Genomic DNA, 18,659 nt, shown 5'->3' on the forward strand with positions numbered 1-18,659 from the left:
CAATCGGAGGAGGCAAGCGAAGGGGGACAGAAGCAAAGGGCCAGGGTCACAGGTTTGCGTGCAAAGAACGAACCGACCCTGGCCGTCCGCAGTAACAGCAGTCAAGCTGATTGGTCGCTGCCGGTATCCCTTTCTGGCTTTGCAGCGGCCATGGCAATGATTCTGGTGGTGACGATCACATCGCCACGATGATCAGCAGCCGAAATGTTTACACCATTTTTACGTCCTGTTGACGACACTACAGGCATCTCCCCTTGACTCGGCAGTCCAGCCATGAAAACCCGCTCACCATCGAATTGGCAGCGCGCCCGTTATTTACTGGCTGCGGTGCTCTGCGTTCTGACGACGCTGGCTACAGTTCCGCTGCGCGAGGTGCTCGATCTTGCCAACATCGTGATGATCTTCCTGCTGACGGTGTTCGTCACCGCGGCATGGCTGGGACGCGGCCCGGCGGTAATGGCGGCGTTCCTTGGTGTGGCCTTGTTCGACTTCTTTTTCGTTCCACCACACCTTTCGTTTGCCGTGGCCGACGCACAGTATCTGGTGACCTTCGCCGTCATGCTGGCCGTCGGGCTGATCACTTCCCAACTGGCCGCCCTGCTTTCGGAGCGCACCCAAGAGGCGCAAGCGCGCGAACATGATACGCAAGCGCTCTACGATCTGGCCCGAGACCTTGGCGGCACCCTGACCGTCGACCAGGCCAGAGACATCGCACAGTGCTTTCTCGGTCGCCTCGATCTGGATGTCATCGTGCTGGTTGCCGACAACTCCCGGCCGGGCCTCCTGTTTCAGCAATATGGCGGTCGCCGCCTGAGCGAACTGGAACTGACTTTCGCACGTTCGACCTACGAACACCACACCCTGGTCGAAACCGATGCCCTCGCTGGCCTCGGCGTGGCGATCGTCTTTCTGCCCCTAGTGGCACCGACGCATATTCTCGGTGTCCTGGCACTGGCGCCGCGCAGCGATGACGTCGATAGCCTGCACTCGCAACGGCCCCTGCTGGAAGCGGTGGCATCGCTGCTGGCGATCACCCTCGAGCGTCTGCACTTCGCCGCTGCAGCGCAGCGCGGGGAAGTGCAGGTTGCGGCGGAGCAGTTGCGCACATCGATTCTGTCGTCGCTGTCGCATGACTTGCGCACCCCGTTGACGAGCCTGGTCGGACTCGCCGATACCCTGGCGAAGCCACCCCTGCCCGAAATGCCATCGAGACGGCCACCATCATTCGTGATCAGGCCCGCGCGATGCACCATCTGCTGTCGAATCTTCTTGAAATGGCCCGCCTGCAGGCGGGCAACATCCCCTTGAACAAGGAATGGCAAGCCTTCGAGGAGATTGTCGGGTCGAGCACACGCCTGCTCGCAGGACTTCTCGCCAGTCGTAAGCTTGAAATCGACTTGCCGAAGGATCTGCCGCTGCTGCACTTCGACGCCGTACTACTGGAACGAGTGCTGTGCAATTTGCTTGAAAACGCCGCCAAGTATTCCCCCGAGGGATCGCGTATCCAGTTGGTCGCGCGCACACGCGACAGCTTCCTGGAAGTCGCGGTCGGCAACGACGGCGCCGGCTTTCCCGTGGATCGACTCGACCAGGTCTTCGAGCTGTTTGCCAGGGGCGAGCAGGAGCCGGCGGTTGCCGGCACGGGCCTCGGGCTGGCGATCTGCAAGGCGATCATCATTGCCCATGCTGGCACGATTGTCGCCGAAAACCGTCCCGGCGGAGCTTGGGTGCGTTTCACTCTACCCCTCGGCACGCCGCCCGCCATGGAAGAAGAGGCTACGAGATGAGCGAGACGCAGGCGAGCGTGATCGTCGTCGAGGACGAACCGCAAATTCGCCGATTCGTATGCGAAGCCTTGCGCAGCGAGGGTTGGGCTTCGCTCGAGGCGGCTACGGCAAGACAGGGGCTAGACGAAGCCGCTCGCGGCCAGGCCGATCTGCTGATCCTCGACCTGGGCCTGCCCGACATGAATGGGATTGACTTCATCCGTGATTTGCGAGCCTGGTCACCACTGCCGATTCTCATCCTGTCGGCACGCTCGGCGGAACGTGACAAGATCTCTTCCCTCGATGCCGGTGCCGACGACTATCTTTGCAAACCCTTCGGCGTTGGCGAACTGCTCGCGCGGGCGCGTGCCCTGCTTAGACGCCATTGGCACAGCGGTGAAACCAAACCTCAACATCGCTTCGGCGACGTCGAGGTGGACCTCGCCCGCCACGTTGTCAGCAAGGGCGGCGTCGAGATTCACCTGACGCAGATCGAGTATCGCCTGCTGGCGGTGATGCTCGCCAACAGCGGCAAGGTGATGACCCATCGCCATCTGATGCAGGAAGTCTGGGGGCCGGGACATAGCGAACAGGCGCATTACCTGCGTATCTACGTCGGTCGCTTGCGCCAGAAGCTGGAGATCGACCCAGCGCAACCGCAACACATTCTGACCGAGACCGGTGTCGGCTACCGCTTTCAATCCTGAGAACCGAGGTAAGCATCATGTCTTCAACTACGGCGCAAAGCCGCCTGTCCGCGCTGTCGCTGTCTGCCCTTGGCGTCGTTTATGGCGACATCGGCACCAGCCCGCTGTATGCGCTGAAAGAGGTCTTCGGTGGCGCGCACCATCCCGTGCCGATCACGCCGGACAACGTGCTCGGGATTCTCTCGCTGATCTTCTGGTCGTTGATGATCGTCGTCAGCCTGAAGTATGTAACCTTCATCTCGCGTGCCGACAACAGGGGCGAAGGCGGCATCATGGCCCTGATGGCGCTGGCTTTGCGGCCAGCCGAGCTGGGATCGACGCAGCGCCGGATCATCGTCATTCTCGGCCTGTTCGGAGCTGCTCTGTTCTACGGTGACGGAGTCATCACGCCGGCGATTTCTGTACTCTCGGCGGTCGAGGGCCTGGAGGTGGCGACCCCTGCCTTCACGCCTTACATATTGCCGATCTCGTTGATCATCCTGATCGGACTGTTCGCAGTTCAGCGGCACGGAACCGGCACGGTAGGCAATCTTTTCGGGCCGATCATGGTGCTCTGGTTCTTGACGCTGGGCATACTCGGAATCCTCAGCATCGCCGACAACCCACAGGTGCTGCGTGCGCTGGGTCCATGGCACGCCTTCGCTTTCTTCGAGGACAACCCGATCCTCGGATTCTTTTCCCTGGGCGCTTCCGTGCTGGCACTGACCGGAGCCGAAGCGCTGTATGCGGACATGGGGCATTTCGGGCGCAGGCCGATCCAGCTCGCCTGGTTTGGCCTGGTCCTGCCAGCGCTGCTGCTCAACTACTTCGGCCAGGGCGCGCTGCTGCTGCGCGATCCGGAAGCCATCGCCAACCCCTTTTACCTGCTGGCTCCAGCTTGGCTGCTGTATCCGATGGTCGTGCTGGCCTCGGTAGCGACGGTGATTGCCTCGCAGGCGGTGATCTCCGGCGCTTTCTCGATTACCCAACAGGCCATGCAGCTCGGTTTCTCGCCGCGCATGGAGATCAGCCATACCTCGGACCAGCAGATCGGGCAAATCTACCTGCCGGCAATCAACTGGACGCTGCTGCTAGCCGTGCTTGCACTGGTCATCGGCTTTGGCAGTTCGTCGAATCTGGCCGCGGCGTATGGCATCGCCGTCACCGGCACGATGTTCATCACCAACCTGCTGGCTTTTGTCGTGGCGAGATACCTCTGGGGCTGGTCGTTCTGGCGCGCGTTTCTCGGCGCCTTGCCCTTCGCGTTCATCGATTTGGCCTTTTTCTCGGCCAACTCGGTCAAGATCGCCGATGGCGGCTGGTTCCCCCTGATTTTTGGCCTCGGCGTCTATCTGCTGCTGTCCACCTGGAAGCGCGGCCGCGATCTGCTCAATGAACGCCTGGCTGCAGATGTGATGGAGACCACGGGCTTCATCCACGGTCTTGAAGGAGTGACGCGCGTACCCGGCACGGCGGTGTTTCTCACGCACAATCCAGACAACCTTCCCCACGCCTTGCTGCACAGTCTGAAACATTACAAGGCCTTGCACCAGCGCGTCGTGCTGGTTTCGGTCAACATCCTGGACATCCCCCGTGCGGAGCCAAACCGCAGGCTGGCCGTGGTGCGCCTGCCGGGTGACTTCTGGCAGGTGAGGGTATTCTACGGTTTCATGGAGCAGCCAAACCTGCCAGACGCTCTTGCAGGATGCGCCGATTCCGGGCTCCGTTTCGACCCGATGGACACCTCGTTCTTCCTCGGGCGGGAAACGCTGATTCCACATTTGAAGTCCGACATGTGGTCCTGGCGGGCCAAGATCTTTGTCGCCATGTTCCGCAATGGGGGCAGCGCAGCAAGCTTCTTCGGTCTGCCGGCCAATCGCGTGGTCGAGTTGGGAACACAGGTCGTTCTCTAACGTTTGCGAATTTGCCCGGAGATCGCAGTATGATATCTGCCAACAAGCAGACGGACCGCCTCGATGAGCAGCAGACTGATCACCACCTGGAGCGACTATGACGGCGCCGTGCAGGAAATCCTGGATCGGTCGACCGCGACGCTACAGATTTTCGATGAAGACCTGGCGCCGCTCAGACTCGAAAGTCCTGAGCGAATTGCCGTGCTGCGTGGTTTGCTGGTGGCGCGGGAATCCCATCAGCGATTGACGATCGTCGTGCAGAAGCCGGATTTCGTCAGACAGTACAGCCCGCAGTTGATGCACCTGCTGACCGTTTATGCGCCGTCGCTGACGGTCATCCACTCACCACCCCACCTCGATAAGTTCAAGGATTCCCTGCTGATCGCCGATGGCAGGCACACGCTCATCCGTTTCCATCGCGATCATGCACGCGCCCGACTGATCCTCGATGACGTCCACGAGTGCACTCCCCATACCAAGCGCTTCGAAGAAATCGTCGCCGCCGGCGGCGAGCCACTCAGTCCGACCACGCTTGGACTGTGAGGTCTACCCCTCCCATCTCGCGAGGGATGGGTCGGGGGAGAGGGAGACGGTCATGACTTTCATGATCAAGGGCGCTGGAGAAGTCATGACCGTTAGCGCTGAAGGTTTCGCAGCGTTCGTACACTTCGCCGATTGCGCATGCGTCGGCATCGAAACTGCGCTCGATCAGCGTGGTCTGCCCGTCGCGCTGCCTGGTGAGCAGCGTCGAGGCGCGGGTGCCGTAGTTTTCGGAGCGAACGAAAACCGCCGAGAGGATGCGCTCCCATTCGAGCGGCACGCCGGTTTCGGGCAGGTGGGCATCGGGAACGATTTCCTGATCGGCGAGCAGCGCGAAGAACGGCGCCGGCGCCGGCAGTCCCGACAGGGCTGCGGCAAAGGTCGCCTTGGCGCTGGCCAGCTTCGGCCAGGGGGTGTCGATGAGATGGTTGGATAGGCCGTAGATGCCCGGTTCAAGCCAGTGCGGCTGGCCGTCGCCGCGGTTGCTGAAATAGCCGAGGTGCTGCTCATCGCCGACGAAGAGATTGAAGCCGTTGTAGTCGGCCGCCGCCGCCGCGACCTCTGCCAGGTACGCCGCCGGGCTGGCCTTGCCGATCAGGAAATCGGCCACCAGGGCGCCGCGCGAGCGCGCATCGGGGTCTTGTTTGCCGCCTTCACGGTAGTTCGTCAGGGCGGCGAAACGCCGCGCACGGCTGACGCCCAGCCAGGTGCCACCGGCTTCGAGGTCGCGCCCGGCGAGCACCTGTGGGGCTTCTGGCCAGAATGCGGCGGGCGCTGCTGGGCGGGCGAAGAACTCGTCGCGGTTGGCTGCGACGACCAGCGGATAGTCGGAGTGCACCTGCCAGGCGAGGACAATCAGACACATCGTGGGATGCTCAAGTCGTAGTGACGGGGTGACGCACGGGCTGAAGGTCAAGGTGCGGGCCACCTGCGGCGGAGAGTTCGAGGTCCCCCGCAGCGACGAAATTCTCCTGGACGATGGCCAGGGCATCATACCCATCGAGGGGTGCCGGCGCGGCATTGACGATCATGCCACAAGGATGCTGGGGGTTGGCCGGGGAATAGATGGCATCGCCAGCAGCCATCGGTGTGGCCGCGTGTGCATGATAGAGGTGGCGCTTGACCTTGCCGAGATACTGTGTGCGGGCGACGATTTCCTGACCAGGATAGCAGCCCTTGTGGAAGCTGATCGCCCCGAGCTGCTCGAAATTGGCCATTTGCGGAACGAACTCCTCTTTGGTTCGCTCGCTGATCAGCGGCACGCCGGCCTGAATATCGAGCCATTGCCAGACGGTAGTGCCGACCGGGCGGGCCTGCGACGACAATTCCTGCCATACCGCCAGGGCGGCATCGCGATCGACGAGGATCTCGAAGCGGCTTTCGTCGAGGCGGACGACGGCCCCCGCAGCGAAAACGGCAGTGCTCAAGGGCGTCGCTGGAACCGGCAGCATGGCGGTCTGCAATACCGCTTCAGCTTGCGGACCGGCGAGACCGATCAGTGCGCAAGCGCCGGACAGGTCAATGATGCTCACCTTGCTGCGTAGAATGAACATCTGCAGGCGCTTGTGGATCGCTGGCAACAGGTCGGCAGACAACTGTAACAGGTAGTCGGAGCCGATGCGGAAAAGCAGGAAGCTGGCGAGCATCCGGCCTTTGGCCGAGCACCAGGCCGAATGCTGCGCCGCGTCGCTGTTCAGATGCTTGACGTCGCTGGTCAATTGATTGTGCAGAAAAGTGGCCGCTTCAGGGCCGCTGACCTGGATCACGCCGAGATGACTCAATGGCACGACGATTGTCGTCGCCGCGGCTGCCGCCAGTTCTGCAGCGGCATCGCCGAAATCGGTGACCCAATCCTTCTCGATGCGTGCACCGGAAGTACCCAGAATTTCCTGCCAGATCGAGCTCATTGTTGCCTCATCTTCATCCAGTAGTGAGCGTACAAACCCCTGGCCTGCGGCCCTTGCCCGCATGGACTGCGATCAGAAACGCGGGAGTTCGGTTCAGGGCGGGGTGTTTCGGCTATTATAGAGCCACTCGAAGTCCATTCTCCCTGTTCCAGCCCCGCAGCCTGTCGGTTCGCCGGATTGATGCGCAAACTCCTCAGTCGCCTGTTCGTTTTAATTGCCGTTGTGTGCGCGCTGCTGAGTGCGCTGATCGCCAGCGTGCTGCTGACGCCGATCGGTCTGGAACGTGCGACGGTCGATTTCACGATCACGCCCGGTAGCAGCCTGCGTACCGCGATCCGAGAGATCGCTGCGGCCGGTGTCGAACTCGATCCCTGGGCGCTGGTCCTGCTCGCCAGGCTGCTGGGCGTCGAAGCTTCGATCAAGGCCGGCAGCTACGAAATCGCCCGCGGCGTGACACAACTGCAATTGTTGAGGAAACTGACCCATGGCGACTTCACGCAGGCGGAACTGGCATTCATCGAAGGGTGGACCTTCCGGCAAATGCGCGAGCGCCTCGATGCGCATCCGGACCTTCGCCATGAAACCACGGGTATTCCCGAAGCCGAGATCATGCGCCTGCTGGGCGCACCACAGGTGGCCGCCGAGGGACTCTTCTTTCCCGACACCTATCTTTTTGCCAAACGCAGTAGCGATGTCGAACTGCTGGCGCGTGCCTACCGCGCGATGCAGCGGCATCTGGAGCGCGAATGGTCCGCGCGGGCGGCTGCTCTGCCGTATCGTGATCCCTACCAGGCCTTGATCATGGCTTCGATCGTCGAAAAGGAGACCGGGCGCGAACAGGATCGCTCGCTGGTGGCCGCGGTGTTCGTAAACCGTTTGCGCCAGGGAATGCTCCTGCAGACCGACCCGACCGTGATCTACGGTCTGGGCGAGAATTTCGACGGCAATCTGCGCAAAAGCGACCTGCTTGCCGATACGCCCTACAATACCTACACACGTGCCGGTCTGCCGCCGACACCGATCGCCATGCCCGGCCTGGCTTCCTTGCGGGCCACACTGCATCCGGAGCTCAGCGAGGCGCTGTATTTTGTTGCCCGTGGCGATGGAACGAGCCATTTTTCACATACGCTGCCTGAACACAGGCAGGCGGTGACTCGCTATCAGAAAGGTGGCAAGCCTTGAGTCCAGGGGAGTACAAGTCGCGCGGAAAATTCATCACCTTTGAGGGCATCGACGGTGCCGGCAAGAGCAGTCATATGGCCGACGCAGTAGCCTTTCTTGCTGACCAGGGCCGGACGGTGCTGTCCACCCGTGAACCAGGAGGGACGCCGCTTGGCGAAAAACTCCGGGAACTGCTGCTGCATCAGGCGATGCACCTCGAGACGGAAGCGTTGCTGTTGTTTGCGGCTCGCCGTGAGCACCTCGAACGGGTCATCGAACCGGCCCTCGAACGCGGTGACTGGGTGATCTGCGACCGTTTCAGCGACGCTAGCTACGCCTACCAGAGCGGCGGGCGTGGCCTCGACCGGGTGAAATTCGCGCAGCTCGAACAGTGGGTGCATCCTCATCTGCAACCGGATCTGACACTGCTTTTCGATTTGCCGTCGGCCATCGCTGCTCGGCGCATCGTTGCCCAGGCGCGCGACCTCGACCGTTTCGAAAGGGAGCGTACAGATTTCCATGAGCGCGTGCGCCAGGCGTATCTGGAACGTGCAGCCGCGGCGCCACAGCGCATCCGCGTCATCGATGCGGATCAGGCCCCGGAAGTGATCCGGAAACTGATTCAGGATACGATTGCAAGACACGCCTCATGAACATGATTGAATTGCATTCCACAGTCTGGCAACAATTGTGTGCACGGCGAGCACAGTTGCCGCATGCGTTGCTGATGGCCGGCCCGCGGGGTATCGGAAAATTCGAGCTGGCCAGCGCCTTCGCCGAATCACTGCTCTGTGAAGACCTCGATGCCTCCGGTTTGGCCTGCGGCAAATGCCTGGCCTGCGGTTGGCTTGCGCAAGGCAATCACCCGGATCTGCGTCTGTTGCGGCCGAACGCGCTCGCTGCCGAGGCCGGGGCCGAGGCCGGTGAGGGCGAAGATGCGGGCAAGAAGAAGCCCAGCCAGCAGATCACGATCGATCAGGTACGGGCGCTCGATGACTTTCTGCATGTCGGTACCCACCGCCATGGTGTGCGCGTGGTGTTGCTCAACCCGGCCGAGGCCATGAATCGCTCGACCGCCAATGCTCTTCTGAAATCGCTGGAAGAACCGATCGCCTCTACCCTGTTCATTCTGGTTTGCAGTGAACCGCATCGATTGCTGCCGACCATCCGTAGCCGCTGTCAGGCGATACCCGTGCACAGCCCGGTGCGTGACCTTGCCGGACGATGGTTGCGCGATGCGGGGGTCAGCGATGCCGGAAACTGGCTGGCACTGGCTGGTGGTTCGCCGCTGCTGGCGCTTGAACTCAGCGGCAGCGGCGAGCGCGTGCTGCTCGATTCGCTGCTCGCGCAGGTCTCGCGTGGGCAGGGGCTAGACCCTTTGGCCGCCGCCACCAGCCTCGACAAGCTGGTCAAGGCCGAAAAGCGCCCGGCGCCCTTGAAGCGCGTTATCGACTGGGGGCAGAAGTGGCTGTTCGACCTCGTTTTGGCGAGCGAAGGTCTGCCAGCACGCTATTTCCTGGCGCAGAGACCGCTGCTGCAAGACCTGGCGCAAACCACCGACACCCGCAAGCTCTTGGCATTCCACAGAAAGGCGATACAATACAAGGCCCATTGCGAGCAACCCTTGAACAGCCGCCTCTTTCTCGAAGAGTTTTTTTTGAGTTACGTGCGGCTGTTCCGAACTTCCTGAGAGGGATATGGCAGAAGCAAACACCAGCAAGCCAGTTGCCCCCGCAGCACCGCGCCCGAGCGTATTGTCGCTGAACATCAACTCGAAGTCGGCGTTATACGCAGCGTACATGCCGCTCTTGCGCAACGGTGGAATCTTCATTCCGACCACCCGCAACTATGGCATGGGCGATGAGGTGTTCATGCTGTTGTCGCTGATGGAGGATCCGGCCAAACTGCCGATCGCCGGTACGGTCGTCTGGATTACCCCGGTTGGTGCGCATAACAACAAGGTCCAGGGGATTGGTGTGCACTTTAAGAACGACGAGAGTGGCATGGAGGCACGCAAACGCATCGAGGGACTGCTCGGTGGAGTGATGCAGTCCGGTCGCCCGACGCATACCGTCTGATGGGGATGCTGGTCGATTCGCACTGTCACCTCGACTTCCCGAAGTTGTCTGCCCATATCGAGCAGGTGCTCGAACTGATGCACGACAATGGCGTGGGTTGCGCCGTATGCATCGGCGTCACCCTCGAAGACCTGCCACGGGTGCTGGCGCTCGCCGAGGCCTGGCCAACGATCCTGGCGTCGGTTGGCGTGCATCCCGAGACCACCGGGGTGCGCGAACCGACGCTTGCCGAACTCGTCGAACTGGCTCGCCATCCGCGGATCATCGCCATCGGTGAGACCGGGCTGGATTACTACTGGCACAAGGATGCGCCAGAGTGGCAGCGAGAGCGTTTCCGTACGCACATTCGCGCTGCCCGCACCGCCGGCAAGCCTCTGGTGGTCCATACGCGGGAGGCGGCAGCCGATACCCTGCGAGTGATGCAGGAAGAGGGTGCCGGCGAGGCTGGCGGGGTGATGCACTGCTTCACCGAGACCTGGCAGGTCGCCGAAGCGGCGCTCGATCAGGGGTTTTACATTTCCATGTCCGGCATCGTCACCTTCAAGAATGCGCTCACGGTGCGGGAGGTGGCAGCGCGAGTGCCGCTCGACCGCCTGTTGGTGGAAACCGATTCTCCCTATCTCGCGCCGGTACCCTATCGGGGAAAGACCAACCAGCCTGGCTATGTGAAACACGTTGCCGAAGAGATGGCGAGATTGCGCGGCCTGAGCTACCAGGAGCTGGTCGACGCCACCACCAGCAATTTTTTCCGTCTGTTTCCTGATGCCCGTACGAAAGTTCCTCAATGAAAATGATTGCTTTGCTGTTTGCCTTGCTCGTCCCTGCCTGTGCTATTGCCGGAACTTATGAAGACATGGAGGAGGCGATGATCGCCGGTGACACGCCCTGGGCGATCCAGTTGATCAACCGCGGCATGGATGTCAATTCAGTCGATGCCTCCGGCAACACGCTGCTGATGCAGGCGGTTCAGCGTGGGAACATGGATTTTTTCGACTACCTGCTCAAGCATCGCGCCCGTATCAATACCCGCAACCGCAACGGCGAAACCGCGCTGAGCCTGGCGGCCTACAAGGGCAAGCTGCCGTTCGTGAAACGTCTGGTGGAAGCGGGCGCAGACGTCAACCTGTACGGCTGGCCACCGCTGATCTACGCGTCTTTCAACGGCCACGCTGCGGTGGTCGACTACCTGCTCAAGAAGGGCGCCGAGGTCAATGCAAGGACCGCGAATGGTTCGACGGCGCTGCTGTTTGCCGCACGCTTTGGGCATCTCGAGGTCGTCGAACTGCTGTTGCAGAGCAACGCCGATCCGAATCTTGCCAACGAGCGTGGCGCGACGGCCATCGACTGGGCACTGAAGACCGAGAACACCGACATCGCCGACCTCTTGCGCAAGGCCGGCGGGCGTCCCGGCAATCCGGCGGCCATCGAACGCTCAAAGTGAGAACGCTGGGCAGGGACGAACGCGCAGCTTGCCCGTCTGCAGGACCTTGTGGATGAGCCGGTAGATATCAGGGTCGAAGCGGTTGCAACTCGGGCCGTCAGCCAAGCGCGCCTGCAGGGCTTCTTCGCTATTCAGCGTGCCCAGCAGGCGCCAGCGATCGACCAGATGCAGATCCTCACGCATACCGAACTCGTCACGCTCGATCAACACCACCGGTCCCTGGTACGGCCAGACCTTGACCTTGAACTTGGCCAGCGCGCTCATCAGGCGGGCGCTGTGCAGCATCGCAGTTTCCTTGCCGATGCAGACGCCGCGGCAGTTCTTCTGCCGGAAGGCGGCGCAGGCCTCTCCTGCTGCCGTTTCTTCCAGCCCGAGCTGGCGGTGGCACAGGCGGTGTGCATCGGCGAGCGTGCGCAGGCTGCGCTGCGCCTCGCGACGAGTCGGGTACAAGCCGAACAGATCGTCGGCAAGCGCAAAATCGATGTCTTCTGCAAAAACGAGTTGCGGCCGAAAATCGCCTTGGCCGTATTGCCGTAGTTGCCAAGAACAGAGTCCATTGGCCGCTGCGTGTCTTTGCAAACCGTGGCTCGCGACCGCCGGCCCGATTTCTGGCGCCGAGCGGGCGAGTTCGATCTCGCGCAGGCGCGCGCCGAACTCGCCGGCTGCATCACGCCACCCGATTTTCCTGGTGTCGCGGATCAGTGCGGTGTCGCGCTTGTCCGGCGTGAAGTGTGCCAGAACCTGTTGGCGGAGATTGCTGCTGCGCCTGCTCAGCAGCAGGCGACCATCCTTGCCGTAAAACGCATACGCACCTGCCGCCTCGGGCAGATCGTCGATCAGCGCAGCGTCGATCTGCGGTGGCAACTCGGGGCGACCGACAATCGATGCGACCGCGCCTTGGATGGTTGCAGCGGGCAGTTGCCGATGCCAGCACTGCCACAATTCCCAGAGGACGCGCGCGTCGGCCAGCGCACGGTGACGATCGCCGCTCAGGCTGAGGCCATGGCGCGTCATCAGGGTATCGAGGTTGTGGCGGTGGTGCTCGGGAAACAGCTTGCGTGAGAGCTTGACTGTACACAGGCTGGGTGCCCGAAAATCCACCCCGAGCCGTGCGAACTCGCTTTTCAGGAAGCCGTAGTCGAAGCGCGCATTATGGGCGATGAGCAGGCGACCGCGCAGCCGGTCGAGCAGTGCCGGCGCGAGTTGCCGAAAACGTGGGGGCAGAGCAGAGCATCGCGTCATCGATGCCGGTGAGCCCGGAGATGAAAGGGGAAAGCGGCGTTTCGGGATTGACCAGGACGCTCCATTCCTGTGCGCCGTTCTCATCGACTTCGATCAGGCCGACTTCAATGATCCGGTCGTTCGCGAAATTGGCGCCGCTGGTCTCCAGGTCGACAAAAATCATCGGTTCGGGCGCGAGAACGGCATTCATCGGTCGCTATGCAGGAGCGCCCGCGGGCGGATCAGCGTTCTGCAGCTTGTGCCACGCTGGCGATCGCATCGGCGAACACCTCGGTGAGCGCCAGCGGGAAATCATGTGCCATTCCTTCGATCACCCGCATCTTGGCCCCCGGGATGTGCGCCGCCACATCGTAGCCACAGGCCACCGGAATCAGCGGATCGTCGGCACCGTGCAAGACCAGCGTTGGTGCCTGAATCGTCGCCAGCAGGGCGCGCCGATCACCACTGGCGAGAAAGGCGGCCAGTTGCCGGGTTACCCCACGCGGGTGGAAGCCGCGCACATGCTCCTCGGTGAAGACTTCCCGCAAACGCTGCGGACAACTCGGGTATTCGGGGCTGGCGACGGCCAGCTGGCGTCGGATGGCGTCTTCGATCAGCGTTTCCTTGTCGCGCGTCGGCGGCAGGGGCGCCATCAACGCCTGTGCAGCCTCGCGCGTCGGCGGCGGCAGGTCGGGATGGCTGCTGGTGGACATGATGCTGGTCAGCGACAGCGTGCGCTGCGGATAGAGTGCCGCGACGATCTGCGCGATCGCGCCGCCCATCGACGCACCCACGATATGCGCTTTTTCGATCCCAGCGCATCGAGCAGGCCGACACTGTCCGCCGCCATGTCCTCAAGCGTATAAGGCGCGGTCACGGCGTGCCGGTGCGCAGTGCCCGGCCGACGTCCGGAACGCCGGCCGCGTCGAGTTTGCTTGACAGTCCGCAATCCCGGTTGTCGAAACGGATCACGCGATAGGCACGGGCGACGAGCGCCTCACAGAGTTCGATGTTCCAGCGCCCCAATTGCGCGCCCAGCCCCATGATCAGCAGGATGACCGGCGCCGACTCGGCGCCGAAGGATTCATATTCGATCTGAAGATTGTTGGCAGTGATCTGTGGCATGGCAAATCAACCGAATCGGCGTTTCGCCAGTTCGCGCCGCTCCTGGGCTTCCAGGCAGAGGGCGGCCGTAGGCCGTGCCAGAAGCCGGGGGATGCCGATCGGCTCGCCGGTTTCCTCGCACCAGCCATAGTTGCCTTCATCAATGCGTTTCAGGGCTTCGCGGATTTTCTGGAGCAGTTTTCTTTCGCGGTCGCGAACGCGCAGCTCAAGGGTGTGTTCCTCCTCGGCGCTGGCACGATCGTTCCAGTCGGAGCTCGTTGCACTCTCCTGCAGGTGGCCAGCCGTCTTTTTCACGGCCGAGAGCAAGGTTTGCTCTTCGTCGAGCAGTCGCCGGCGGAAAAAAGCCAGTTGCCCGGCAGACATGTATTGTTCGGGTGACGCGGACAACAGCGTCGCCTCGGTTTCTCCATCAACTCGTCCGGCAGGCTTGTCCATGTTCATCACTCCTTCAGTTTCTGTTTGACCACCGATCGCGGGGAAGGGTTTGAGAACGCTCGTTCGACCTCGAATCACCCATTCGGATTGTGCGGCAGGTGGCGGTCGGTCCACCTTGCTGCTGGCTTCAGCCATTCATGTTAGCGCATCGCGCGTCGATGGCATAGCCTGGAACCGGAAAGCCGGATAGAACCTTTGGTGAGACGGTGGAGGTATTTGTGTAATGGATCAGAAGAACTGCCTGGCTATGAACGCAGGCCAACCGGAATTTGCCGATGGCTTTGGACAGTTTTTCTTGCGACAGCAAGACCGGCTTCCTTCATTCTTGCTGTTCCATCCAGCCAAACCAGTTTACCGTGGTTTAACTGGTAGGCGCGATTGGACTCGAACCAACGACCCCCACCATGTCAAGGTGGTGCTCTAACCAGCTGAGCTACGCGCCTTCATCAAAGCCAACATTGCATATGACCTCAAGGAAGCGCGCATTATACGGGGCTGGAAACTCAAGTCAAGTGACCTTAACACCGATCAGTTTATGGAGACGCCGAAAATGCGGGCAATGGCAAGCCGGTCTCGCCAAGCCGATAGAGCTTTAGTACAAAAAACTGATGGGTGTTAAGCAGGTCGTCCTTTGCCATGGCCATGGCAGTTTCAAGTGTGGTCAACCGCCAGGACTTCGAGTAGCGTCACCATGCCCTGAGCCGCGTGTTCGAGGGCCTGTACATCGTCTGTGTTGACGTCGCCGGGGGCCGAGCGCAGCCGCTGATGGATCTCGACAATCTGTTCGGCATGATGCAGCAGGCTTTCACGGATCGTATTGAGTTGCTGTACCTTGGCGGTGCTGGCCGCGCGCAGAGCCGTGATCGCTTCGTCACGCGCGGCTTCGCTATTGGCACGGTCGAGGTCGCGTTGGGCAATCATCTCGTTGATCGGCTTCCCACTTAAAGCGGGACAGTCATGCTACCGATAGAGTCTGAGGATGAAGGGAGCTGAGGAGATGGGAACTGGTTGCCGCATCTCCTGTATCATCAGTTTTATGACAAAAAAACTCTACGACTCAAGCCATACGGACAACCAGCCGCGTCATTTTTGCCGCACTTACAGACCAGGGAAAACGAAGCCTGCGTGCAGTGGGGGAATTAATTCATCGCCCGAAAAGCAGTGTTCATCGCCACCTGCAAGCGCAAGCCCGTAGGAACCGACATCCTGAATCGGGGTTTTGGGAAACCGAAGAGGGGGAGGCATGGCTGAGATTGCTGGTATTTGCTGTGCTGTACACGTTCGGGCTGCAACATCATGTGGGGGCGGGTGCCTTGTCGGATTTCTTCCAATTGATCCGCCTTCATACCCATGTGGGGGTGTCTCCCAGCGCCTTGCAGACCCAACTCAGCCGGATGGAAGCGCTGTTGCCCCTGTTTCAGCAACAGTGTGAAGCCTCGGTACCGACGCGGACACGCCAAGCGGTGGTGGCCGCGGATGAGACGTTCTTTGGGGAGATTCTGATCTTGGTGCTGATGGATTTGTCCTCGGGCTACCTATTGCTGGAGTCGATTCAGAAGGACCGGGGTTTCGATACCTGGTTTGCCCAGGTGACCCCGCGCCTGGAAGCACTGGGTATCGAAGTCAACCACGCCATCAGTGACCGGGCGAAGGCCCTGATCAAATTAGCGGTCACAGGCTTTGAGTGTACCTCGGGCGCGGATACGTTCCACGAGCAATATGGCCTCAGTCGCTGGTTGTCACCGGCCTTGGGACGTCGAAAAGCCAAGGCGGATCAGTGCTGCGAACTGGCCCAGAAGGCCCTTGATCAGCCGTCGCGCGGAGCCAGTACCGAGGAAAAGGCGGCTTTGGCGGCACAACAGGCCTGTGCCTGGGAAGCCCGCGCGCAAGTGGAACAGGCGCAGCAAGAGTACCAGAAGCAGTTGCTGGGAATCGCCGAGGAAATCCATCCCTTCTCCCTGGAGGAGAATACTCGCACGACGGCGGAGAGCGTAGTGGCAGGACTGGAAACGCGAGCACAGGCCCTGGAAACTCTGGCGGCGCAACAAGGGATCCAGGATACCCGTTCCGCCCTGAAGAAGTTCCGTGCCCAGATCGGCGCCTTATCGAGTCACGTCAGCTTTTGGTGGCTTTGGGTAGAAGAAATCCTGCTGGGCTGGTCTCTGGATGAAGCGACTCGGCAATGGCTGACGAGCAAGCTGTTGCCCGTACTCTATTGGCACTACCAAATGCGGAAAACGCAAAACAGGGTTCACCGGAAACGGTATCAGGAGGCTTGGCAGCGAGCATTAGAGGCCTGGAAAGCAGACCCGTTCCATTCGGGATTCTCCGAGAGTGAGTTGCAGCGCTGGCTAGAATGGGGGGAATGGATGGTGCGACAGTTCCATCGCAGCTCCTCCGCCGTCGAAGGGCGCAATGGCCGCTTGTCCCAGTTGTATCATAACGGGCGAGGTCTGACGAAATGCCGCCTGGCTGCGCTAACGGTTATCCACAACTATGGGGTGAGACGTAGTGACGGCACTATCGCAGCCGAACGTCTGTTTAGCACCTCTTTCCCTGATCTTTTCGATTGGCTGCTCAACCAGATGGGGGAACTTCCCTTACCGAGGAAGTCCCGCCACCGGGTTGTGCATAACCCATTGAAGTTAGAGATTGTCCCGGCTTAAGTGGGAAGCCCGTTGATCGATGTCTTCCAACAGTCGAGGAAGTTGGCACGATGTTCCAGCAGCGCATTCAGTGATTCCGCCATGGCGTTGATCTCGTCCCGCCCGCCGGGCAAGGTTGGGACGCGTGCAGTCGGGGCACCATAGGCGAGGTCGTCGAGCAGACCGGCCATCTGCCTAACCTTGCGAACGATGCGCCTGGTCAGGGTGATCACGAAGACCAGTGCGAGGGCAAGCGCGCCGTACATCGAGAGCATGCCCAGGCGGACGCTGGCCTGCGAGGATTCGGTGATGGCCTCGACGCGGGCGGCCATCATCTGGTTGGCCTGATTCACGTTGGCCGTGATCAGTGGAGCGATCTGCCTGGCGGCAGCGTCCACCTCCCTGGTCAGTGTCACGATGCTGGCGTGCTGTGCTACCAGCTGCAGGAAACCCTGCTGGTAATCGAGCAACAGGCCGGCGAGGAGCGCCTTGTCGGTCTCGGAGAGCGGTGATGCGGCGATCTGGGAGCGGAGCGTCCTGGCGATGTCCACCAACTTCGTCACGTAGGCCTCGTCGCCGCGCAGCAGGAAGTCTTTTTCCTGCCGTCGGAGCTTGTAGACGTTGGTTTCCAGATTGGGGACGTGATGGGCCCTGAGAATCGCCTCGATGCGATGTGCCGCATCCCGGAATGCTCCCATGCCGCCACCGACGTTGCCGGTCTTGAGTGCGTTTTCGGCATAGGGTTCGAAGGTTCTGGCGTAGACGGCCAACTCCGACAGCAGTTTCTGTTTCACCGCTGCCCGCAGTTCGGAGGCGTGGACGAGCTGGCGAAACTCCTGAATCAGCGTCCGAACCCGTTCCCGGTAAGCCGGATCCCTGCGCAAGGCCAGGTCCTTTTCGCTGCGACGGATCTGCAGCAGAACGGTATACAGCGGGTCGACGTAGTATTGCGCGGACAATTCCTGCAGGCGATGGACCTTCTGGCGGAAAGCTCCCTGGATGCCGGAGTTTTCATCCAGCCCGATGCTTCGCCAGGCCTCGGTGACGGCGCGAAAACTCTCCTGATAGGTGGTCAGCAGCCTCTGGAGTTGTTCGGCGGTCTGCCGGGATTGTTGATCCACCGCCGCCAGCGCGGTCACCTTTGTACGCAAGACCTGCAGGTGCTGGTCGACATCGTCGGCGAAATGCTCATGTCGCAGGATCAGAAAGTCTTTTTCTGCATCGCGTGCGGCCGCCATCTCGATCTCGATTTCGAGAGCCAGCGATTTACGGACTTCGAAGACGGTTTGCAGCTGCCGATGGTCAGCAAGCACCGATTGCAGGGTCTGGTGGTAGTGCCAGACGACGCCGATGAACAGCAGGCCGACGACAGCGAAGCCGAGCCCGATCTTCTCGCCGATCCGGAATTTGCTCCAAACCTTTTCCACATCTTGCTCCTGGCGGGTGAGAGCTGTCGTTTCTCTGGGGACGGGTGGGGGCTACACAGGCTCGTTTGCACGGGCGGTTTACCGCCGGCGTCAGCGAGCGGCTAGGCGCCGCGTGGAAAAGTATATCTGATTTGCCATTACTGCTTTATTCCTTTCGAGCGTGGCTTTGGCGCCTTGGTGGAGATTGGCGAGCGGGGATCCAGCGAGCCTGTGGTGCCGTGCTTCTCGCATAGCCGTAGCTCTCGGCAGGATTTCCCGATTGACTATCCGAGCGGAAATCCGGGATACTGGTATCGAGGCCGACGGGGCGTCGG

General features: G+C 61.2%; 22 protein-coding genes and 1 tRNA gene. 12 read left to right on the forward strand and 11 right to left on the reverse strand.

Translation table 11 applies throughout. From position 1 onward, the window contains the following. Positions 1-101: 101 nt before the first annotated feature. Entirely contained in the window at positions 102-275 is a 174-nt protein-coding gene (locus V5B59_RS01580; RefSeq protein WP_169071875.1) for a hypothetical protein, read from the reverse strand. Between V5B59_RS01580 and V5B59_RS01585 the strand changes: the two genes are divergently transcribed. From V5B59_RS01585 to V5B59_RS01605, 5 genes are all read left to right on the forward strand, one after another. Next, positions 274-1,308, forward strand: coding sequence for a DUF4118 domain-containing protein (locus V5B59_RS01585; RefSeq protein ID WP_169071874.1), 1,035 nt, complete (start codon positions 274-276; stop codon positions 1,306-1,308). The two genes, V5B59_RS01580 and V5B59_RS01585, sit on opposite strands and share 2 nt — an antisense overlap. Continuing rightward, complete coding sequence (locus V5B59_RS01590) at positions 1,275-1,787, forward strand: ATP-binding protein (RefSeq protein WP_169071873.1); 513 nt, start codon at positions 1,275-1,277, stop codon at positions 1,785-1,787. The genes V5B59_RS01585 and V5B59_RS01590 overlap by 34 nt, the downstream gene beginning before the upstream one ends. Further along, entirely contained in the window at positions 1,784-2,473 is a 690-nt protein-coding gene (locus tag V5B59_RS01595; RefSeq protein WP_169071872.1) for a response regulator, read from the forward strand. Before V5B59_RS01590 ends, V5B59_RS01595 begins: the two co-directional genes overlap by 4 nt. Positions 2,474-2,490: 17 nt before the next feature. Beyond that, positions 2,491-4,365 carry a potassium transporter Kup gene (locus V5B59_RS01600; protein ID WP_034919245.1) on the forward strand — a complete coding sequence of 625 codons (1,875 nt, stop codon included), beginning with the start codon at positions 2,491-2,493 and terminating at the stop codon, positions 4,363-4,365. Positions 4,366-4,428: 63 nt separating this feature from the next. Next, on the forward strand, positions 4,429-4,908 hold the full coding sequence (locus V5B59_RS01605; RefSeq protein ID WP_034919249.1) for a hypothetical protein: 480 nt from the start codon (positions 4,429-4,431) through the stop codon (positions 4,906-4,908). Here V5B59_RS01605 and V5B59_RS01610 read toward each other — a convergent pair. Together V5B59_RS01610 and V5B59_RS01615 are read right to left on the reverse strand one after the other, a co-directional pair. After that, positions 4,883-5,770, reverse strand: a complete 888-nt coding sequence (locus V5B59_RS01610) for an NRDE family protein (protein ID WP_169071871.1) — start codon at positions 5,768-5,770, stop codon at positions 4,883-4,885. The two genes, V5B59_RS01605 and V5B59_RS01610, sit on opposite strands and share 26 nt — an antisense overlap. Positions 5,771-5,780: 10 nt before the next feature. Next, positions 5,781-6,812: a YgfZ/GcvT domain-containing protein gene (locus tag V5B59_RS01615; protein ID WP_169071870.1), complete on the reverse strand. Its 1,032-nt coding sequence runs from the start codon at positions 6,810-6,812 to the stop codon at positions 5,781-5,783. 180 nt (positions 6,813-6,992) lie between these two features. Between V5B59_RS01615 and mltG the strand changes: the two genes are divergently transcribed. From mltG to V5B59_RS01645, 6 genes are read left to right on the forward strand one after another with little or no spacing between them, the layout of a single operon-like run. After that, on the forward strand, positions 6,993-7,994 hold the full coding sequence (mltG, locus tag V5B59_RS01620; protein WP_332351497.1) for an endolytic transglycosylase MltG: 1,002 nt from the start codon (positions 6,993-6,995) through the stop codon (positions 7,992-7,994). Next, positions 7,991-8,626 (forward strand): dTMP kinase, encoded by a 636-nt coding sequence (gene tmk / locus V5B59_RS01625; RefSeq protein WP_169072073.1) that lies wholly within the window; start codon positions 7,991-7,993, stop codon positions 8,624-8,626. Before mltG ends, tmk begins: the two co-directional genes overlap by 4 nt. After that, positions 8,623-9,663, forward strand: a complete 1,041-nt coding sequence (gene holB / locus V5B59_RS01630) for a DNA polymerase III subunit delta' (RefSeq protein WP_288130348.1) — start codon at positions 8,623-8,625, stop codon at positions 9,661-9,663. Before tmk ends, holB begins: the two co-directional genes overlap by 4 nt. Positions 9,664-9,670: 7 nt before the next feature. Continuing rightward, entirely contained in the window at positions 9,671-10,051 is a 381-nt protein-coding gene (locus V5B59_RS01635) for a PilZ domain-containing protein (RefSeq protein WP_034918700.1), read from the forward strand. Positions 10,052-10,056: 5 nt separating this feature from the next. After that, positions 10,057-10,839, forward strand: coding sequence for a TatD family hydrolase (locus V5B59_RS01640; RefSeq protein WP_169072080.1), 783 nt, complete (start codon positions 10,057-10,059; stop codon positions 10,837-10,839). Beyond that, on the forward strand, positions 10,836-11,492 hold the full coding sequence (locus tag V5B59_RS01645; RefSeq protein ID WP_169072075.1) for an ankyrin repeat domain-containing protein: 657 nt from the start codon (positions 10,836-10,838) through the stop codon (positions 11,490-11,492). Before V5B59_RS01640 ends, V5B59_RS01645 begins: the two co-directional genes overlap by 4 nt. Here the strand turns inward: V5B59_RS01645 and V5B59_RS01650 are convergent. From V5B59_RS01650 to V5B59_RS01680, 7 genes are all read right to left on the reverse strand, one after another. After that, complete coding sequence (locus V5B59_RS01650) at positions 11,484-12,734, reverse strand: 3'-5' exonuclease family protein (RefSeq protein ID WP_332351503.1); 1,251 nt, start codon at positions 12,732-12,734, stop codon at positions 11,484-11,486. The genes V5B59_RS01645 and V5B59_RS01650 overlap by 9 nt on opposite strands. Further along, the gene (locus V5B59_RS01655) at positions 12,643-12,924 is read right to left on the reverse strand and encodes a 3'-5' exonuclease (protein ID WP_332351505.1); all 282 of its coding nucleotides are present in this window, start codon (positions 12,922-12,924) and stop codon (positions 12,643-12,645) included. Before V5B59_RS01655 ends, V5B59_RS01650 begins: the two co-directional genes overlap by 92 nt. Before the next feature lie 31 nt (positions 12,925-12,955). Next, positions 12,956-13,495 (reverse strand): alpha/beta fold hydrolase, encoded by a 540-nt coding sequence (locus V5B59_RS01660; protein WP_332351507.1) that lies wholly within the window; start codon positions 13,493-13,495, stop codon positions 12,956-12,958. A gap of 91 nt (positions 13,496-13,586) precedes the next feature. Then, the gene (locus V5B59_RS01665) at positions 13,587-13,838 is read right to left on the reverse strand and encodes an alpha/beta fold hydrolase (RefSeq protein WP_332351509.1); all 252 of its coding nucleotides are present in this window, start codon (positions 13,836-13,838) and stop codon (positions 13,587-13,589) included. 6 nt (positions 13,839-13,844) lie between these two features. Further along, on the reverse strand, positions 13,845-14,279 hold the full coding sequence (dksA, locus tag V5B59_RS01670) for an RNA polymerase-binding protein DksA (RefSeq protein ID WP_169072078.1): 435 nt from the start codon (positions 14,277-14,279) through the stop codon (positions 13,845-13,847). Positions 14,280-14,639: 360 nt separating this feature from the next. After that, positions 14,640-14,716: transfer RNA gene (locus tag V5B59_RS01675), tRNA-Val, on the reverse strand. A 208-nt stretch (positions 14,717-14,924) separates the two neighbouring features. Beyond that, positions 14,925-15,194 carry a hypothetical protein gene (locus V5B59_RS01680; RefSeq protein WP_169072079.1) on the reverse strand — a complete coding sequence of 90 codons (270 nt, stop codon included), beginning with the start codon at positions 15,192-15,194 and terminating at the stop codon, positions 14,925-14,927. Between the two features lie 209 nt (positions 15,195-15,403). On the opposite strand from V5B59_RS01680, the gene V5B59_RS01685 reads away from it, so the two are divergent. Further along, positions 15,404-16,939 (forward strand): DUF6399 domain-containing protein, encoded by a 1,536-nt coding sequence (locus tag V5B59_RS01685; protein WP_332351228.1) that lies wholly within the window; start codon positions 15,404-15,406, stop codon positions 16,937-16,939. On the opposite strand, the gene V5B59_RS01690 is transcribed toward V5B59_RS01685, so the two are convergent. Then, positions 16,936-18,345 (reverse strand): hypothetical protein, encoded by a 1,410-nt coding sequence (locus tag V5B59_RS01690; RefSeq protein ID WP_169071074.1) that lies wholly within the window; start codon positions 18,343-18,345, stop codon positions 16,936-16,938. The two genes, V5B59_RS01685 and V5B59_RS01690, sit on opposite strands and share 4 nt — an antisense overlap. Positions 18,346-18,659: the final 314 nt, after the last annotated feature.

Origin of the sequence: Candidatus Accumulibacter contiguus, from assembly GCF_036625285.1 — a bacterium.
In the GTDB taxonomy this organism is placed as follows: Bacteria; Pseudomonadota; Gammaproteobacteria; order Burkholderiales; family Rhodocyclaceae; genus Accumulibacter; species Accumulibacter contiguus.

What these genes read in the sequence shown, in the direction of transcription:
- V5B59_RS01585 (WP_169071874.1), top strand. Translation starts at nt 274, where the DNA reads ATGAAAACCCGCTCACCATCGAATTGGCAGCGCGCCCGTTATTTACTG.
- V5B59_RS01580 (WP_169071875.1), bottom strand. Translation starts at nt 275, where the DNA reads ATGGCTGGACTGCCGAGTCAAGGGGAGATGCCTGTAGTGTCGTCAACA.
- V5B59_RS01590 (WP_169071873.1), top strand. Translation starts at nt 1,275, where the DNA reads ATGGCCCGCCTGCAGGCGGGCAACATCCCCTTGAACAAGGAATGGCAA.
- V5B59_RS01595 (WP_169071872.1), top strand. Translation starts at nt 1,784, where the DNA reads ATGAGCGAGACGCAGGCGAGCGTGATCGTCGTCGAGGACGAACCGCAA.
- V5B59_RS01600 (WP_034919245.1), top strand. Translation starts at nt 2,491, where the DNA reads ATGTCTTCAACTACGGCGCAAAGCCGCCTGTCCGCGCTGTCGCTGTCT.
- V5B59_RS01605 (WP_034919249.1), top strand. Translation starts at nt 4,429, where the DNA reads ATGAGCAGCAGACTGATCACCACCTGGAGCGACTATGACGGCGCCGTG.
- V5B59_RS01610 (WP_169071871.1), bottom strand. Translation starts at nt 5,770, where the DNA reads ATGTGTCTGATTGTCCTCGCCTGGCAGGTGCACTCCGACTATCCGCTG.
- V5B59_RS01615 (WP_169071870.1), bottom strand. Translation starts at nt 6,812, where the DNA reads ATGAGCTCGATCTGGCAGGAAATTCTGGGTACTTCCGGTGCACGCATC.
- mltG (WP_332351497.1), top strand. Translation starts at nt 6,993, where the DNA reads ATGCGCAAACTCCTCAGTCGCCTGTTCGTTTTAATTGCCGTTGTGTGC.
- holB (WP_288130348.1), top strand. Translation starts at nt 8,623, where the DNA reads ATGAACATGATTGAATTGCATTCCACAGTCTGGCAACAATTGTGTGCA.
- V5B59_RS01635 (WP_034918700.1), top strand. Translation starts at nt 9,671, where the DNA reads ATGGCAGAAGCAAACACCAGCAAGCCAGTTGCCCCCGCAGCACCGCGC.
- V5B59_RS01640 (WP_169072080.1), top strand. Translation starts at nt 10,057, where the DNA reads ATGCTGGTCGATTCGCACTGTCACCTCGACTTCCCGAAGTTGTCTGCC.
- V5B59_RS01645 (WP_169072075.1), top strand. Translation starts at nt 10,836, where the DNA reads ATGAAAATGATTGCTTTGCTGTTTGCCTTGCTCGTCCCTGCCTGTGCT.
- V5B59_RS01650 (WP_332351503.1), bottom strand. Translation starts at nt 12,734, where the DNA reads ATGACGCGATGCTCTGCTCTGCCCCCACGTTTTCGGCAACTCGCGCCG.
- V5B59_RS01655 (WP_332351505.1), bottom strand. Translation starts at nt 12,924, where the DNA reads ATGAATGCCGTTCTCGCGCCCGAACCGATGATTTTTGTCGACCTGGAG.
- V5B59_RS01660 (WP_332351507.1), bottom strand. Translation starts at nt 13,495, where the DNA reads ATGGGCGGCGCGATCGCGCAGATCGTCGCGGCACTCTATCCGCAGCGC.
- V5B59_RS01665 (WP_332351509.1), bottom strand. Translation starts at nt 13,838, where the DNA reads ATGCCACAGATCACTGCCAACAATCTTCAGATCGAATATGAATCCTTC.
- dksA (WP_169072078.1), bottom strand. Translation starts at nt 14,279, where the DNA reads ATGAACATGGACAAGCCTGCCGGACGAGTTGATGGAGAAACCGAGGCG.
- V5B59_RS01680 (WP_169072079.1), bottom strand. Translation starts at nt 15,194, where the DNA reads ATGATTGCCCAACGCGACCTCGACCGTGCCAATAGCGAAGCCGCGCGT.